Annotated in this window: 12 protein-coding genes and 2 pseudogenes; 2 read left to right on the plus strand and 12 right to left on the minus strand. The window is 55.4% G+C overall.

Annotated elements, in window-relative coordinates; all coding sequences use genetic code 11:
* Nucleotides 1-110: 110 nt before the first annotated feature.
* The 6 genes from VV088_RS04790 to VV088_RS04815 all read right to left on the minus strand — a co-directional run bounded on the left by VV088_RS04790 (nucleotide 111) and on the right by VV088_RS04815 (nucleotide 4,255).
* Nucleotides 111-290, minus strand: a complete 180-nt coding sequence (locus VV088_RS04790; RefSeq protein WP_334599633.1) for a hypothetical protein — start codon at nucleotides 288-290, stop codon at nucleotides 111-113.
* Nucleotides 291-376: 86 nt separating this feature from the next.
* A complete protein-coding gene (locus VV088_RS04795) occupies nucleotides 377-664 on the minus strand; it encodes a hypothetical protein (RefSeq protein ID WP_334599634.1) in 288 nt (95 codons plus the stop codon).
* On the minus strand, nucleotides 654-1,586 hold the full coding sequence (locus VV088_RS04800; protein ID WP_442913112.1) for a ParM/StbA family protein: 933 nt from the start codon (nucleotides 1,584-1,586) through the stop codon (nucleotides 654-656). Before VV088_RS04800 ends, VV088_RS04795 begins: the two co-directional genes overlap by 11 nt.
* Complete coding sequence (locus VV088_RS04805; RefSeq protein ID WP_334599636.1) at nucleotides 1,583-2,530, minus strand: DUF3991 and TOPRIM domain-containing protein; 948 nt, start codon at nucleotides 2,528-2,530, stop codon at nucleotides 1,583-1,585. The genes VV088_RS04800 and VV088_RS04805 overlap by 4 nt, the downstream gene beginning before the upstream one ends.
* A 234-nt stretch (nucleotides 2,531-2,764) precedes the next feature.
* The gene (locus VV088_RS04810; protein WP_334599637.1) at nucleotides 2,765-3,616 is read right to left on the minus strand and encodes a hypothetical protein; all 852 of its coding nucleotides are present in this window, start codon (nucleotides 3,614-3,616) and stop codon (nucleotides 2,765-2,767) included.
* Between the two features lie 309 nt (nucleotides 3,617-3,925).
* Nucleotides 3,926-4,255, minus strand: a complete 330-nt coding sequence (locus VV088_RS04815) for a DUF6664 family protein (protein ID WP_334599638.1) — start codon at nucleotides 4,253-4,255, stop codon at nucleotides 3,926-3,928.
* 181 nt (nucleotides 4,256-4,436) lie between these two features.
* Between VV088_RS04815 and VV088_RS04820 the strand changes: the two genes are divergently transcribed.
* Nucleotides 4,437-4,793 (plus strand): helix-turn-helix domain-containing protein, encoded by a 357-nt coding sequence (locus VV088_RS04820; RefSeq protein WP_334599639.1) that lies wholly within the window; start codon nucleotides 4,437-4,439, stop codon nucleotides 4,791-4,793.
* 51 nt (nucleotides 4,794-4,844) lie between these two features.
* Here the strand turns inward: VV088_RS04820 and VV088_RS04825 are convergent, their stop codons facing one another.
* On the minus strand, nucleotides 4,845-5,534 hold the full coding sequence (locus VV088_RS04825; protein WP_334599640.1) for a hypothetical protein: 690 nt from the start codon (nucleotides 5,532-5,534) through the stop codon (nucleotides 4,845-4,847).
* Nucleotides 5,535-5,965: 431 nt separating this feature from the next.
* Here VV088_RS04825 and VV088_RS04830 point away from each other — a divergent pair, with 431 nt between their 5' ends.
* On the plus strand, nucleotides 5,966-7,372 hold the full coding sequence (locus VV088_RS04830; protein WP_442913113.1) for an IS5 family transposase: 1,407 nt from the start codon (nucleotides 5,966-5,968) through the stop codon (nucleotides 7,370-7,372).
* Here the strand turns inward: VV088_RS04830 and VV088_RS04835 are convergent.
* The 5 genes and pseudogenes from VV088_RS04835 to VV088_RS04855 form a co-directional block, all read right to left on the minus strand.
* A pseudogene (locus VV088_RS04835) lies at nucleotides 7,314-11,797 on the minus strand (DEAD/DEAH box helicase family protein); the annotation flags it as partial. The gene VV088_RS04830 and the pseudogene VV088_RS04835 sit on opposite strands and share 59 nt — an antisense overlap.
* Nucleotides 11,798-12,319: 522 nt before the next feature.
* Nucleotides 12,320-14,257: pseudogene (locus tag VV088_RS04840) on the minus strand (hypothetical protein); the annotation flags it as partial.
* A 53-nt stretch (nucleotides 14,258-14,310) separates the two neighbouring features.
* Nucleotides 14,311-14,694: a TnpV protein gene (locus VV088_RS04845; RefSeq protein WP_334599641.1), complete on the minus strand. Its 384-nt coding sequence runs from the start codon at nucleotides 14,692-14,694 to the stop codon at nucleotides 14,311-14,313.
* Between the two features lie 799 nt (nucleotides 14,695-15,493).
* Nucleotides 15,494-15,799, minus strand: a complete 306-nt coding sequence (locus VV088_RS04850; protein WP_334599642.1) for a hypothetical protein — start codon at nucleotides 15,797-15,799, stop codon at nucleotides 15,494-15,496.
* The gene (locus tag VV088_RS04855; protein WP_334599643.1) at nucleotides 15,796-16,749 is read right to left on the minus strand and encodes a hypothetical protein; all 954 of its coding nucleotides are present in this window, start codon (nucleotides 16,747-16,749) and stop codon (nucleotides 15,796-15,798) included. Before VV088_RS04855 ends, VV088_RS04850 begins: the two co-directional genes overlap by 4 nt.
* Nucleotides 16,750-16,817: the final 68 nt, after the last annotated feature.

Raw genomic sequence — 16,817 nt, forward strand, 5'->3', positions numbered from 1 at the left:
CATAGGGGCGGCAAGCCCCTGTCAAGCTGAATTGTGGCCCCACAATTCGTTGCTTGTTAAGACAATACCGCCCTCTGCGCCTGCGGCGCGGGAGAACGTGCGGGGTAGGTTCAAGCCCGGTCGGATTCCCCCTTGGCGGGGCGGGCCGCAAGCCAATACTCCCGCTTGGCCTGCATATATTCGTCGTAGGCAAGCTGACGGTTGATGCGGTCAAGCCACGCCCACTCCGCTGGGGAAACACGGCGGGCGGGCCTGGGAGGGGGCTTGCTCTGCGGCGGTTTGCCCTGCATGGGAAAAGCACCTCCTTTTTTCAGCGGGTGACGGCAAAACGCCGTCATGGTCGGTTGAGGTCAAAAATAATGACGGCAAAATGCCGTCACGAAAAGCTGTCCAGGAAGTCCATGATGGTATCGTCCATCCCATCGTCGCCCTCCGGCTCCGCCAGCACAGGCTGAACAGGGACTTGGCGAAGGGCGGCGGCGAGTTCTTCCCGGATAATACTGCGGAACTCGTCTTTCATCAGACTGATACGCTCCGCCTGATTGATGATGGCTACCATAGTCCTGTTCAGGGACACCGCATGAAGCCCTTGCAGGTATTCCCACGCCTGCCTGTCCTCCGGGTGGTCAAGGTCAAAGCGGAGGGTCATCTTTTTACGTTGCATGGACACCGCCGCCCTTGCGGAGCGCCATTTCGCACAGGTATTCGTAGCCCTTGGCCGTGGCGCAAATATCATCGTAGATGGTCACACGGTCGGCGTCATACTCCCCAAAGTTGCGGATCAGGCAGCTCCCGCCGCCCAGCACATGGAGCCGCATGAGGGCCGGGTTGTACTCACGCTCCCGCAGGATACGGAAAATCTCGCGCACATACCCTGCGGCGGTTTCCCGGATGGTGGTCAGGTAGTCCGCTTGGATGTCCGCCGTGCCAAACCGCAGCACACGGTTGATGATGGAGTCGTCCACCGTGGCGTGGTGGGTTCGCATGACGTTCTCCCGGACGGCCAGCATACATTGATGGGTGCCGTACTTCTCCGTGAACATTCGGTCAGCAGCGGGCCTGCGGTCGTTGATGAACATGATGTTCATGGTGCCATTGCCAATGTCACACAGCATATTCACGCCCTGAAAGTCCCTGATCTGGCTGGCTACCGCCGCGAAGCCCTGGGGGAACACATCGGCCCCGGCGATCTCCACCCGGTAGGGCTTTCCCCGGAACGTAAAGCGCACCTCCCGGCTCCGCAAGAGGTAGGCTTTGAAGTCCTCCCGTTGCTGGCTCACCCAGGTCAGGGGCAGGCCCACGGCAAGGCGCACCGTGGCGTCGGTCAGCCCATGCACATTCAGCTCACGGGCGATAGCCGCCAGGGTCAGGATATAATAGTCGTCGTCCCCGGTCTTGTCGGCGGTGAACTCCTTGTGGCCCGCCCCGATCAGGAAGTACTGCCCGCCGTACACCAGCAGTTCGTCTTTGAATACCGGCTCGGTGTCATGGGCGGTCAGCCCTGCGGGGAAACAGCAGTTTGCGGTCTTGATGTTGCCGTAGCCGTTGTCGATGCCGATGATCTTTATGCCCTGATAGTCCTTCACCGGCTCCATTCCTCCTTTCTCTGCACCAGCCCCAGCTTTCGCTGAAGCAGGTCGTTCACGTCTTTGCCGTAGGGCGGGGGCCTGTCCTGCACCGTGTACTTGGCTCCCAGGCCCTCCATGATGCCCACCGCCGCGTCCCGGCCCACTTCGTCGTTGTCCAGGTGGAGATAGAGCGTGTTGGTGCCGGGGTGGTCTTTGAGGTACTGGCTGAGAGCCAGGGGGATAACAAACTCCTGTTTCCGCTTGAACACCCCGCCCAGGGAGAGTAGAGCGTCCTGCCGCCAGCCCCGGCCATTCATTTTCAGCAGAGTGGCATAGCTCAACAGGTCGATGGCCGATTCAAACAGGTGGACGTCGGGGGCGCTGGGGTTTTCGGCAATCGTGAACGAGTACCGCTTATCACTGCCGGGGGCCTCGCCCTTGAAGTCCCCCACGGTGCCCCGCAGGGCTGCGTACCGGGGCTGGTTTTTCAGGTCACGGCCCACGAACACGCAGTTGTGATAGGGCAGGCTTTCGTACAAGCGCCCGGTCTGGATGCAGTAGTCGATCACGTCATAGTCGATGCCCCGCCCGTGGAGATAGCTGACCATGTGGGTGGCGCACCGGCTGGACTTGGGCAGGGACAGCGCCCTGGGTTCCTGCTTTTTCGGCTGGGCCTGGGGCGCACGGGGCAAGGGGGAGAAGTTCTGGCCCACCAGGGCCTCCACCGCCTGGGTAAAGGAAAAGCCCTGGACTTTGATAAGATAGTCCAGGGCCGTCTTGCCGCCGATCCCGCGGGAAAACCAATTCCATTTGCCGTTGCTGATTTTCAGGCTGTCATGCTCACGGGTGCAGTAAGTGTTCCCGCTGACGTGTACCAGCTCATGGGGGTCGTACCGTTGAAGGTAGGTCAGCAGGTCAAGCTCCTTTGCCTGGGTGATCTGTTCCGGCGTGACGTAGCCCATCTACCGTCCCTCCCGCTGGCCCGGAGGCCAAAGCCGGTATCGCTGCCAGTCATGCAGCATGGTACACAGTTCTTCGCCTGTCATGGTGTATCAGCTCCTTTTTCAGATAGTAATAGCCGGGGGACTTTCGGATTGAAAATCTCCCCGGCTATGTACGGTGAATTCTTTTGCAGTCAACACCTTTTTGAAAGGCAAAATTCATTTGTATCTATCAAAATGCGTATTTGGCCTCCACTATTTTTGTACCGAATATTTTTCAAATAAAATACAAGGAAAATTTTTATCCCTGCATTTCAATTTATTCAAATTAGACTTTTTTTGTAGTTCCGCGTGATCTTTACTAAACGCCAATATTTCTGGCAAATCACAAAATGTTTCTGCTAATTTGTTAATTATCCACGTTCTATGAGGAAATTTTTTAGAAAAAAGCATATCTTCACAGTACTCATAAACTATGTAACTCAATACGGTCAATTTCTCATCATCTTCGAGTTTCTCAAATTGATTAGCAAAGTTATTATATTCGCTGTCATCTTCGTGATAAAATGCAAATACTACAGAGGAAGCTTCTAACGGAAACATACAAATATGCATATGTTTTACAATTAGATCTTCCGAAGTGTTATATATATCTGTAACCATGTTGCCATCCAAATCACCATATAAAGTTACTAACCCCTGAAATGCTATGGGAATTACGTAATCTAATTTTCTCCAATAAAACAATCGGAATTTACTTTTCTCTTTATCGGAGGAATTCATCATGTTTTTTATCCGAATGAAATCCCACCAAAAATCTCGTTCATCTAACGAATTAACTGCTTGCTTTGTTTCATATGGATATGGCATATTGGATTCTTTTTTCATATTGTCGAACAATTTGATTTCAAAATACCTTTTGTTGAGCATCATTAAAACATTCTTTAACGCTATTTCTTCAAGCATTGTTTCGGTGGGCTTAACACATAGTGATTCTAAATTTTCATAGTCCTGAAATATTTTTCCATCACACTCTCTGCACAATAATTTGAATGTCCCTGCCTCACCAATTCCTTTATCAGCATTTATTATGGGAATTTCGACCATCGAATTAAAATAATCAAGTTTGCCTTCTGTGTCAATGTTTCTTAATATACATTGAGGAACTGAATGCGAATTACAAAACCGCGTTATCTTTCTTCCACACCATAAGCACTCACTTTTTTTGCCTGTTGCTTGCTCATGTTCATAAGTTTAGAAAATTGTTTGCGTGCTTCAATGATAGTTTTATCCATATTTATCCCCTTGCTTTATGTTTTTTGAGAATTTTTTATATCGTAACATAGTTTTTCTTTATATGCAACACCTTTAATTATCGTAATCGTAAAGGGCGACGCTGGCCAGCGTCGCCCTTCATCATAAAATACCCGCTTTTCTGAGGTAGCCTACGCTATCATAGCAGCCACGGAAATATGCCGCCTCCATTTCAATCTCCGTCCGCTGGTTCCGCAGGCTGGCGATCTCAATCACCGCCGCGCACTCCGCCTCGGTCAGCGCCGACACAGCCTCCCGGTCGAACAGACCCATCACCCTGGGATACTGCTCATAGATCGCATTGATACGCTCCTGGATGGCGCGGGAGTTTTCATCCACCTTGGGCAGCTTTGCGGCAATCATACTCAAATATTCCCGGAAGTCCACACCCTGGGCCTCCGCAAAGGCTTCAAAATTAAATCGCTCACTCATAACGATTCCCTCCTTCAAGCGTTGGTCTTATTATATGCCGCCATGCCTGTCAGCTCAAATGTGCGAATTATTTTTCTACCGTCTGAACTATATCCGTATTCCACGGTTATAGATTATTATAATATCCCTCCACAATGATTACAATAGGCATGATAAAAACTTGTTGCGGTGGAGGGGCCTCATGGAGCGAGAACTTGATTACAAGGCAATCGGCAAACGGGTCAAGATCGCCCGGATCAAAGCCGATATGAAGCAGGAACACGTTGCGGAAAAATCGGGGCTGTCCCCTACCCACATCAGTAACATTGAAACCGGCACTACAAAGGCCAGCCTTTCGGCCATAGTCAACGTAGCCAACGCCATTGGCGTCACGGTTGACGATCTTCTTTGTGACAGCCTGATACACGCAAGGCCGCAGTTTGAACAGGACATTGCCGAGCTAATTGAGGACTGCGATGATTATGAAATCCGCATGGTGAAAGACATAACTGAGGCGCTAATCGCCACCCTTCGGCGGGACGCCCACCTGCGGCAATAATACCTTGGAATATGTACGGGGGCAAGTCTGCGGCTTGTCCCCGTTTTGTGTTCAGCGTTCCGGGGCTGGCTCATCCCGGCCAGCGGCGGGTGCGTCCTCACCCGGTTCCCCGTCCACGATCTCGCTTTCCCGCTTGTCCATGTTCAGCAGAATGTTCAACTCGTCCAGACGGGCCGACTTCGTTTTCTGCTCGTCCTCCTGGGGGAAGGGCTTTTCCACCTCCTGCTTAGCGTTGTCCAACTGGACGTTGACGTTTGCAAGTTCCTCCCGGCAGGCAATCAGCCGTTCCTCCATACCGCCCAGCAGATTGTCCAGCCGCAGAATATTACCGAAAATGTCTGTGCCCAGGCCGGTGGTATGGGTGAGCGCCCCTTTCAGCGTGATTCGGAACTCTTTGCTGAAGCTCTCAAAGGACAACTCCATAGCAAATCCCCGGTACTGGCCCAGGGGGACAGGATCGGGGCTGGTCATGGCATGGCAGGCGGCGAGGATGGCGCTGCCCGCCGCTTTCTTGTTGGTGTAGACGGTGCCCTCCACCTCCATGGGGGAAAAGCCATCCTCATTGGGATGGGTGTTTTCTTTCAGCCGGTTCATATCAGCGGTGTAGCCCTCAATGCGCTGTTCCAGGGACACTATTTTTTGCGGCAGATACTTGATAATCTGATCCTCCAGAGCATACCGCTGGCTGAGATGGTTGGCTTTCAGCAGTTTGAGCCGCTGCACGTCAATATCCAGATCCATCTTCTCCTTGATATGGGGATTGCCCGTACATAGGGGGTACTCCGCAACCTCAAAGCCATTGCCCTGCAAGGGTTAGGAGGCAAAAATGGGAGTTTAAAGTGCAAGGTTTTTTGCAGAAAGTATATCAAAACCCTTGCACTTGACTTATAGTCACCTCTATATGCGGGCAGGAATGGACCATGCTTTCCCCATATTTCCTTGTTTCGATAAGGCTATAAAACCTGTTTTTGGCTCTTTTCCACGCTTTTGCCCTCAACTTCCTTTTGAACGGGGTTGCGGAGTACCCCCTAAATAGCCACTTTACATAGGGCCTGCTTCATAACCTCAAACAGCTTGGAAGACAAGCAATATGGGATGAAATATGGTAGAATAGGTGCAAGGGAATTGGGAAAAAGCAAGGAAAAAGCGTGCACTTATAGGGGGCGGAGTGGATGTATAAGGACAACAGTCAGCTTCGGATGGAAGATTTCATCTTTCCATATGGGAAACTGGACCCAGAAAACGATTGGGTGAAACTGGCGGCGCTGGTTCCGTGGGAGATAGCGGAGGAACGGTATGCAGCGCGATTCGTGAACAATGGTCACCCGGCCCATCCGGCACGGATGGCATTAGGGGCGCTGCTGATTCAGCGGCGGCTGAAATGCAGCGACCAATGGCTGGTGAAGCACATTGGAGAAAACCCGTATCTGCAATATTTCATCGGCATGAAGGAGTACGGGCCGTGTCCGTTCGGAGCGTCCACGCTGGTGGCGTTCCGGAAACGGTTCAGCGAGGAGGACCTGGCAGCAATTCTGGAGGCGTCTGTCCCAAAAGCGGAGACAGGGAAACAGGATGACTCGGATGACGGGAACGATCCGCCTAACAGCGGGACACTGATTCTGGACGCCACATGCTGCCCCGCGGACATCGCCTATCCTCAGGACATCGATTTACTCAACCAAGTGCGGGAGAAAGCGGAGAAAACGGTGGACGAGCTGTGTAAAGCGGCAGGACAGAAGAAGCCCCGGATGTACCGCAAGCGCGCCCGGAAGGACTATCTCCGTCTGTCCAAAAGCAAGAAGCGCAGTGGGAAAGCAATCCGTTCCGCGATACGCAAACAGCTGCAATACATCCGCCGGGATATCAGGTACATAGCTGAATTGGTTCAAAAAGGTGCAAAATTGTCTTCAAAGCAGGCGGACCACCTGAATATCATGACTACTGTCTACGAGCAGCAGCGCCTCATGTTTGAATCCGGGACCCACAGCATTCCCCGGCGCATCGTCAGTCTGGCCCAGCCCTGGGTCCGGCCCATCGTTCGGGGAAAAGCCCACGCCAATACCGAGTTTGGCTCAAAACTGCATATCAGTCTGGTGGATGGCTATGCCAGGATCGAACGGCTGGACTTCGAGCCCTTCAACGAATCGGAAGACCTCTGGCGGGCGGTGGCTCGGTATCGGGAGCGCTATGGCTGTTACCCGGAACGTATCCTGGCGGACAAAATCTACCGCAGCCGCCAGACACTGGCTTTTTGCAAAGAGCATGGTATTCGTCTGTCCGGTCCGGCCCTGGGAAAGCCGCCAAAAGCTCCCGGCCTGTCCCGTCAAGCAAAGAAACTGGAGTATCAGGACAACTGCGACCGCAATGCTGTGGAGGGTCTTTTCGGGACGGTCAAGACCGCTTACGGCCTGGACCGCGTCATGGCACGCCTACAGGAAACCGCTGTCTGTGTGATTGGCGTTACACTGCTGCTCTCAAACCTTTCCTTATCCCTGAGGGCCGCTCTCGCTCTGTTTTGCCTTATGCTTCTGCTGTTTGTTTTGCTGACGTTGCGGAGCAGAGCCTACATAGGGCCTTGATTTCGGCGTAGGACAGGGCGGTTTCGTCAATGTCCTCCGCAGAGCGCACCGGGCTTTTGCTGGTCATGATCTGCCCGATAAACTTCTGTTTGCCCTCTACCAACTGATAGAGGTAGCTGTCAAAGGTGTTCTCAGTGACGTAAGTGTAAATGTCCACCTCGTCATTTTCGTTACCTTGCCGGATGATGCGCCCCTCCCGTTGCTGTAAATCGGAGGGACGCCACGGGCAGTCTAAATGGTGAAGCGCGATCAATTTCTTCTGTACGTTGGTGCCTGCCCCCATCTTCTGTGTGGAGTCGAGCAGCACCCGTATCTGGCCGGAACGCACTTTGCCGAACAGCTCTTTCTTCTGTACCTCTGTATTGGCGGTGTGGATATACGCTATTTCTTCGGCTGGTATGCCCTTGGCAATCAGCTTGTCCCGCAGGTCGTCGTAGACGTTAAAATCCCCGTTTCCCTTGGGGGTGGACAGGTCGCAGAACACCATTTGCGTAGACCGCTGATCCGCCGTGCGCTGCCATATCTCAAAGACATTTTCAGCGCAGGCGCTCACCTTGCCGGTGTCGCTGTCCGGGAGCATGGGGTTAAGGAGCCGCTGGTCGAGGGCCAGCTTGCGCCCGTCGTTGGTAATGAGCAGCATATTGTCCACGGTGCTGTCCACCATCTTATTGCGGACGCGCTCGGCCCGCTCTCCCAGCGCCGCCACCATCTCCTTCTGCTGTTCCGATGGCTTCAAAACGATGTTGTGGTAGTTGGCTTGGGCACGGGGAGGTTGAGCATATCCGCCGTCTGGATGTCCGCCACTTCCTTGAACATATTCATCAGCTCCGGGAGATTATAGAAGCGGGAGAAGCGGGTCTTGGCCCGGTAGCCGGTGCCCTCCGGGGCCAGCTCCATAGCGGTGACAGTTTCCCCAAACGTGGACGCCCATGCGTCAAAATGAAGCAGTTCCTTTTGCTCCAGCAATCCGTACTGCAAGTATTTCTGCATGGTATACATCTCCACCATTGTGTTGGAGATAGGGGTGCCCGTGGCGAAAATCACACCCCGGCCCCCGGTCAACTCGTCCAGATAGCGGCACTTCATATAGAGGTCGCTGGACTTCTGCGCTTCGGTCTGGCTGATGCCGCCCACGTTCCGCATTTTAGAAAAGGACGCGAGGTTTTTGTAATAATGTGCCTCGTCAATGAAGATGCGGTCAACGCCCAATTCCTCAAACGTGACCACATCATCCTTACGGCTTTGGTTGTTCAGCTTTTCCAGCTTGGCGTCAATGGATTTCCTGGTGCGTTCCATCTGCTTGATGGAAAACCGTTCCCCGTGGTTGGCTTTCAGCTCCGCAATACCGTCCAAAACGTCCCGCCGCTGCTGCTCCAGAAGATACCGCTGGCGCTCTATGCTCACCGGGATTTTCTCAAACTGCGAGTGCCCGATGATGATGGCGTCATAGTCCCCGGTGGCAATTCGGCCACAAAACCGCTTTCGATTTTTGGTTTCAAAATCTTTTTTTGTAGCGACAAGGATGTTGGCGGAGGGATAGAGCTGCAAATACTCCGCCGCCCACTGCTCCGTCAGGTGGTTGGGGACAACGAACAGGCTCTTTTGGCACAGGCCCAGCCGTTTGCTCTCCTGTGCCGCTGCCACCATTTCAAAGGTCTTGCCCGCCCCCACCACATGGGCCAGCAGGGTATTCCCGCCGTAGAGGATATGGGCGATGGCGTTCACCTGATGGGGCCGCAGGGTGATCTCCGGGTTCATGCCCACAAAGTTCAGGTGGCTCCCGTCGTACTCGCGGGGCCGGGTGCTGTTGAACTTGTCGTTATAGAGCCGCGTCAGGCGTTCTCTCCGGGCCGGGTCTTTCCAAATCCAGTCCTGGAACGCCTGCTTGATAAGCTCCTGTTTGCCCTGGGCGATGGCGGTTTCTTTCTTGTTCAGGACGGGGGTGTTCTTTCCGTCGGCATCTTCAACGTAATCAAAAATCCGCACGTCCCGCAGGTTCAGGGTTTCCTCAATGATCTTGTAGCCGTTGATCCGGCTGGTGCCGTAGGTGTTGTGCGCCCTGATGTTGCTCTTGTCGTAGGATTTGCCCTCAATGTTCCAGTCACGGGTCATACGGGAATGGTGGACTTTGATATTCCACTGTGCGTAATTGGGTGTGTCAAACAGCTCGTACATGAATTGCTGGACGACCTCGACGGGAAGCCAGTCGGCTCCCAGCCGCACGGAAATCTCGCTGGCGGTCAGGTCAACCGGCTGCACCCGTTCCAGGGCTTCCACATTGGCGGTATAGTCCTCCGGGTACTGTTCGGCGCTCCGCTTTGCCCATTGCAGCTTCTCCCGCACATTGCCGGAGAGGTATTCATCGGCGGTGAGGTATTTTTCCTCTGTGCTGCCGCCATATCCGTGCATGGGGTTCAGGAAGATCACGCCAGTCAGGTCGGCAAAAACCTCCTGTTCCGTCTTGCCGGTCAGCCCCATCATAAAGGGCATATCCACCCTGGCCTTTTCAGCCAGTGACACAGCCAGGGCCTCGGACGCGGTGTCTACGCTGGTGACGACTACCTTCTGCTTGATGGTGCGCTTGGTGAACATATCCGCTTTGCGGACAAAGTTCCGCTCATCGTCCAGCACTTCCAGGGAGGATAGCAGGAAATAGGCGCTGTCCATGCTGAACGCGGCGCTATTGGCGCGGGAGTTGATACGCCCGTATTTCGCCGCAAAAGCGTCATAAAGAGCATTGAGCTTTTTTTGCTGGGCCTGAATATCCTCGGCGGGCCAGTCCTCGGTCTGATACTCAATGAGCGTCCGCACACAGTCCCGGATGCCGATCAGCCCCTTGATGCGGTTCGCCGCTGTCACCGATACCTCCACCGGGTTCATCCGACTGTTTTCCCGGTAGTACACCTGACCGTCCACCACGGTGTAGCTGAAATTCCGCACCTCCGGGTCGGCGGGAATGGATTTGTCCTCGCCCTCCGCTTCCGGGTCGTCCAGCACATACTCGGTGATAGAGCCTTGGATGTTTTGGATGGCAGCGGTGAGCTGTTCGCCCAGGTTTTGCCCCTCACGGGGCAGGCAGGCGGTTTCCGGCCCGTAGGGGCCGCTGACCTCCCGCATTTCGCCCATCACCATTTCCGGGTGGTCGATGAAATACTGATTCATTTTCAGCCCGTTTTCATCGGTGTTCAGGTGTACCCAGGCCGGTTCCTCGCTGGAGAGGGCGTCCCGCTTCTGCAAAAACAGAATGTCGCTGGTCACTTCCGTGCCAGCGGCGTCCTTGAACGCATTATTGGGCAGACGGATAGCCCCCAGCAGATCGGCCCGCTGTGCGATATACTTCCGCACGGTGGGTGTTTCCTTGTCCATGGTGCCCTTGCTGGTAACAAAGGCGATGATGCCGCCCGGTCTGACCTTATCCAGCGTCCGTGCAAAGAAGTAGTCGTGAATGAGAAAGTTGTGCTTGTCGTACCGCTTGTCCGATACCTTGAAGCTGCCAAAGGGCACGTTGCCGATGGCGGCGTCAAAAAAGCTGTCCGGGAGGTCTGTTTTCTCAAACCCCTGGACAGCAATGGAGGATTTTTGGTAGAGCTGCTGGGCGATGCGCCCGCTGATTCCGTCCAACTCTATGCCGTAGACTTTGGAGTCCGCCAGATTTTCCGGGCGCATACCAATGAAGTTGCCAATACCGCAGGACGGTTCCAGCAGATTGCCGGTCTTGAAGCCCATGTTCTCTAATGCCTGATAAATGGAGCGAATGACCACGGGCGGGGTGTAAAAGGCGGTGAGAGTGGATTCCCTGGCGGCGGCGTATTCGTCCTCGTCAAGTAGGGCTTTCAGCTCGGCGTACTTGCTGTGGCGCTCGTCAAAGCAGTCGGCCAGACCGCCCCAACCCACATACTGCGCCAATACCGCCTGTTCCTCCGGCGTGGCAAAACGATCTTCTCGTTCCAGCTTTTTCAGCAGGCGGATGGCCCGGACGTTGTTGTTAAATCGTTCTCCCGGCGTTCCCGCGCCGATGGCATCATCGGTGATACAGTACTCGTGCCGGTCTGCATTGGAGACTTCGGGATGGAGGACAAAGGGGGACACCTTGGCCCTGCGCCGGGGCGCGGGCGGGGCCGGGGCTGGCCCCTCACCCTCATGGCCGTGCCCATCTGCTAAACTTTCCGCGCCCTTTTCCGTATCCGCTGCTTTTTCAGCAGGTTCCTGTTTCGCCCGCTCCACCGCCAGCCATTCAGCGATCTCCTTGTCCGCCACGGCCTTTTTAACCTGCTTCAGATAGTCCTCGGCCTGCCATTCGCTGGTAAATTCCTCCCGGACACCCTCGCCGTCCACATATATCTCGTCCCGAATATCGTCCCAAACGGCGTAGCCGCCCTCCGTTTCAATGACAGAAAAGCGTTCCGGGGACGGGGATTCGTTGGCGGCAATCTGCTCCACATCGGCCATGACCTGCTGAATAAAGGGGTTGGCGTCCAGCTTGTCCGGGTCAACAACATGGCCGTCTACAATACCGTTCTCCGCAAGGGCGGCGCGGATGGCAGCGGGGTCAATATCAGAGAAGTCATCGGTTTCCTGTTCCTGCTGGCGGAGCTGCTCTTGCTGTTTGCCGTATCGTTCCTCGGCAAAGGCAATCATTTCATCAAAATCCAGGTTGGCGAGAAGCCCGTTCAAATCGTCCAGGTCGTGACATTGGATGGAAGCAACCGATTCGCCGTCCACCTGATAAGTCAGACGAAACACCGTAAGGTCGGCGCTCACATCAACAAAGTGTTCGCCGTCGCCGGTGGCGCTGTGAGCCAGGGCAACATCGCGCAGATTGGAAAAATCGGCGGGGCTGTTATACTCCTTTTCGCAAAACTCATTGATAAGACGCTTTGCTCTCTCCGTGGGCGCGGCGGGAATAGCGGTGATCTTGTGCCGGTTATCCTCCAGCGACGCCACGATCACGTCATGCCCCGCAGCGGTCAGCCGCACCACGTTGTCCTCCAGCGCATGGGCGGGAAAACCGCACATGGAGACACGGCCTATGTCGGAGATGGTGCGGGTGGTCAGCGCAAGGCCGAGTTCGGATGCCGCAATCTGCGCGTCCTCTCCCGCACTCCCGCCATACAACTCAAAGAAGTCGCCCACCTGATACAGTACAAGACTGTCGTGGTAACGTTCCTTGGTGGAGTTGTAGTCGTCCCAAAACCTGCCGCTGGCAGGCTCCCGCACCAACGGCGGGGTAGAAAACACGGGGGTGTCCTGGACGGCGGAGATAGTCATGGTGGAGGTGGCGGCAAATTCTTCGATCCGTGCCCGCACATCCTCCGGCAGACCGCCCTCGTGATAGGTCACGGTTCGGTCAGGTGCAATATGGGCGATTGTCTTATAGTCACCGTCCCACAGTTCCAGCCGGTTCCACACCGTCACGCCGTTGCCCAGGTGCCCAAAGCCCAACTCATAGCCGGGTGTGTCGGTGCGTTCCTCTTGATGCTGCTCTACGGTCTGCGGGGTGTCCGGCTCCCCCTGTTCGGCGGCGGGCGATACATCCTCCACCACCTGAAGCAAACGGTCATTCAGCGGATTCTCCGCCAGCATACGGTCAAATTCGGCGCGGGGCAGTTCCTTGTTGATGATGGGGAACGCCGGGTCAAAGAGCCGGACGGTCTGCTCGTCATAGGCCAGCAGCTCATACTCCTGCATCCCCAGGTACACCGTGTCGCCCAAAGCAAAGCGGTATTCCTTCTTCGGCGGGGGCGGCGGGTTCAGTTCGTCATAGGTGGGTTCCAGCGGCGCGGCCAGAGGGCCGGAGAGCTGGGCAAGCATGGCCTCGCACCGCTCCGTCAGGTGGGTGTTGTCTTTGATGATGGTCTGCATGGCGTCCCGCAGGGTGGGGAGAACAAAGCTGCCCTCCATCGTCAGGACATAGCATTTCTTGTCTCCTACACCAAAGCTGTCCGCGCACCTTTTGGCAAGCAGGATTTCCGAGCATTGCTCTTTTTCACCGAGCTGGGTCTTGAAGTCCACATAATCGTCGATGATGGAGCTGATTTCCTTTGCGATGGCCCACCGCGCTTTCCGTTCCTCTACCTGGGCCTGATATACTGGGTAATGTTCTTTTTCAGCCCGGTTCAGATAGCGGTCGGCTGCAATCAGTTCCCCGATACGCTTTTCTACCTTGGCCCAGGTCAACAGAAACTTGCCGTCAGGATCGCCATAATCGCGGGAAATAGTGATGCCCTTGCCGTCGTGATCCTCCCAATAACCGCTGCCGGGGATGGCGTCAGAATGCCCGCCAATACCGTATTCATCCCGCAAAAATTTGATGTTTTCCTGTTTGCCCTCTTTTTTCTGGAATTGTTCATATATGCGGTACTTGCCCTCGGATATGCCGCTCCCCCCACACAGGATATAGTCAATGGCCTCCTGGGGAATGGTAAAAGCCGAAGCCTTTTCCGCTTCGGCCTGTTCGATAAAGGAGATTTGCTCCGCTTCGCTGGGGAGAGGACGCTCGTCCGGGTCAAGCCATTGGTTAAGCAGGATCATCCCATAGATGGTGTCGGCAACGCCCGTCCACCGCATGAACACCTCTTTTTCGCGGGAGAGATAGGCTCCGCGCCAGAAGGTCAGCACATCGTCCCATGCCCGATACCCGGCCCGCTGTCCGTTACTCAGGATTTTCTCAACGTAGGTATTGTTGAAAAAGGACTTGATAAAATCGCCGCGCTCCTTGCTGTCCGAATGTCCGGCAAAGAATGCGGCGATTTCAGTTCGGTGGTCTTTCAGGGCATCGCAGGTGCGGAGTAATTCGTTTTTCTCGCTGTCCTGGTAATAGTAATCCACGTCAGAATGGGCGCTAAAGTCGTGATGTTTGACTTCAAGCCTGATAGAGCCAGCCATTGACGGGGCGGTAGGGGCCTGCGGTGGTTCTTCTGCTGCGGGGAGGGGGTCGGTCAGTTGGCGTACACCAGCTCCGCCAGCACCATTTCCTCCGCCGATGCCTTGATGTTGTTCATCAGACCGACCCACTTCATCTGATCGGACGCTTTCAGGCTCTCGGTCACGCCCTGTTCCCGCGCCATTTGCTCCGTCAGCCGCTCCACCATCTCGGTGGCCTGCCGGTCGATCTCCGCCAGATGGCTGTTCAGCTCCCCGGTCAGCAGCATCCCCGTGTAAATCCCGTGTCGGTGATTGGCGAGGAAACTGCGCCGCAGCATCCCATATTTTCCGACCTGCGGTGCCTCCGGCACGTCCAGGTTGGGCAGTTGATAATCGCCCTCGGTTCTGTATGTCAGCTCCATGTTCAATGCTCCTTTCAGGTTTCGTTCTGCCATCATTATACCGTGCTGTGGGCCGCTGGGCAAATGTGCGATTTTGTTTTTCTTCCTCCCAATATAAGGGCAGCACGGTGCTGGCGATCTCCCGCAGGGGCATCTCGGCTATATCGCTGGCCGCAGCCCCCAGGATGACAAGGGTTTTCAAGGTATTAAAATCGTAGATGCGGGCAAAGTCCTCGCCGCTGAAATACTCCTGGGGGTCGATGCCGCACCGGGTCAGCATGATATAGGCCACGCTGTTTTCCAGTAGCCCCTTAAACCACACTTCGGTATTGAGATCGTCCAGTTCTTCCAGCAGACTGCCTTCTTTGACGCGGCAAAGGTCGGCGTAGTAGTCGCCAAAGTTGTCCTCTACGATGATCTTTGCCGTTTCCAGCAAACAGGCAGCAAAGTCGGACTTGTCGGAAAACTCGCCATAGCTGTTTTCCAACGCCTCCACCACCGGCCCCTCGTACTGCGGCCTCATCTGCCAGACGGGGACGGTGCGCCCCGCACGGCTGTTGGTGTCGGACATATCAAAGACGTGCCGCAGCTTGTAGCCCTTGTCGGTGTCTACCAGCAGGGCGATCCCCGTGGTGCCCTTGTTCACCCACCGGCCATGCTTATTCCAGAAGTCGGTTTCAGCGCAGGCGGTAGCGTCCGGCTTTTGGGCGTAAATCAAAAGCTGGTCGCGGAAACTGTATTTGAAATTGTGGGCGGCGGTGGTCAGGAACGCCATATAGTTCCCGCTGTTGGCAAAAATCTGGCGGGCCGTCTGTGCCGCAAGCCGGACAATGGGTTCAGGTTTCTTTGCCACGATTTATCCATCCTTTTCCTCATAAGATTTAAGCAGCCCTTTTCTGGCGGCAGCAATTTTGGAGATACGCCCGGTGAGCTGGGCGACGGTGGCCTGTACCTCCGACTGCCGCGCTGCATAGAAGTAGCCGGTGGTGTCGCTGCAAATGGGCCAGCCGTCACAGCGCAGGCGGTTGACAGCCCGCCGCAGTTCCGTCCCCTTGACGTGAAACGCGGCCTCCAACTCTTTGCTGGAGGCCGCGCTCTCTTGCCCACGGCGGTATTTTTTCAGGTACTCACACAGGGTTTTGTCAATAGGTACGCCCTTCACCGGGCATCACCCCTGTCCTGGTTCCTGGGCTTAATGGGCCGGCCCTGTTCGTCATAGTTCTTCGGGTCGGCGGCAGGGGTGGCCCAGCCCTGGGTGGCCCCGGCCAGCATCGCCGCTGCCTGTGCCTTGCTTACGCCCATCTCGCTGTTCAGCTCGTCCACCAGCTTCTGGCTGGTGCGGCCCTTTGTCACATAGGATGCGGAGCGGTAGCCGTCAAAGCCCCGCTCAAACATGACGATGGCCCGCTTCTCCGGCACCTTGCCATAGCATATCAGCGGAAGCGAATTTCTGAGGGGGATCACAGAGTTGCCGTTGCGCTCCATCATCTCGGCAAACTGGCAGATATGGTAGAGGTTGTCCCAGCCGGTGCCCACCTCCACATGGCAGTCGTCGATATACCGGCATACCCGGTCAAGCACCCGCCCGTCCTGACACCTGATCCGCACACTGTCACCGTCCGCAATTCTGAACTTTTCCTCATAGTGCGGGGTGATAAAGCGGATGCCCTTTTCAGCCTGTTTCATGTGGCTGTCCAGCCAGTCCCGGCGGTAGCAGTAGATGAACAGGTTTTCCTCCCCCTTGTAGGGTTGCAGCCTTATCAGGTAGGCATACTGCGCCGTGTCCGCCCGGAAACCGAACGCAAAGCCATCGTTGAAGCTGCTCTCCGGGCATTCCTGGCAGAAGTCCCGCATGGCGTCACGGCTTTTCAAAAAGCCGCCGTACTGCTCATCGCCCACCAGGGCGTTCAGGACGCTCTCAAACTCCTGCTGAAATTCCTCGGTGGACAGGTTTTCACGGTGGCCTTTCCACGTTTTGAAAAAGCCCTTGCCGTCCTCGCCCATGTCGGCCCGCAGGTGGCCGATGCACCCGGTCTGGCCTTCGATCTGCATACTCTGGCGGGCGGAGTAAAGCCGCTCCGTTGGGGCCGCGGTCTGAAACGTCAATTCCATCAATGTCACACTCCTTTAACGAAAAAACAGCTTCCAGTTGGTTTTCTGGAAGCCGCTTTTCATGCTTT

This window comes from Lawsonibacter sp. JLR.KK007, assembly GCF_036941135.1.
Lineage (GTDB): Bacteria > Bacillota > Clostridia > Oscillospirales > Oscillospiraceae > Lawsonibacter.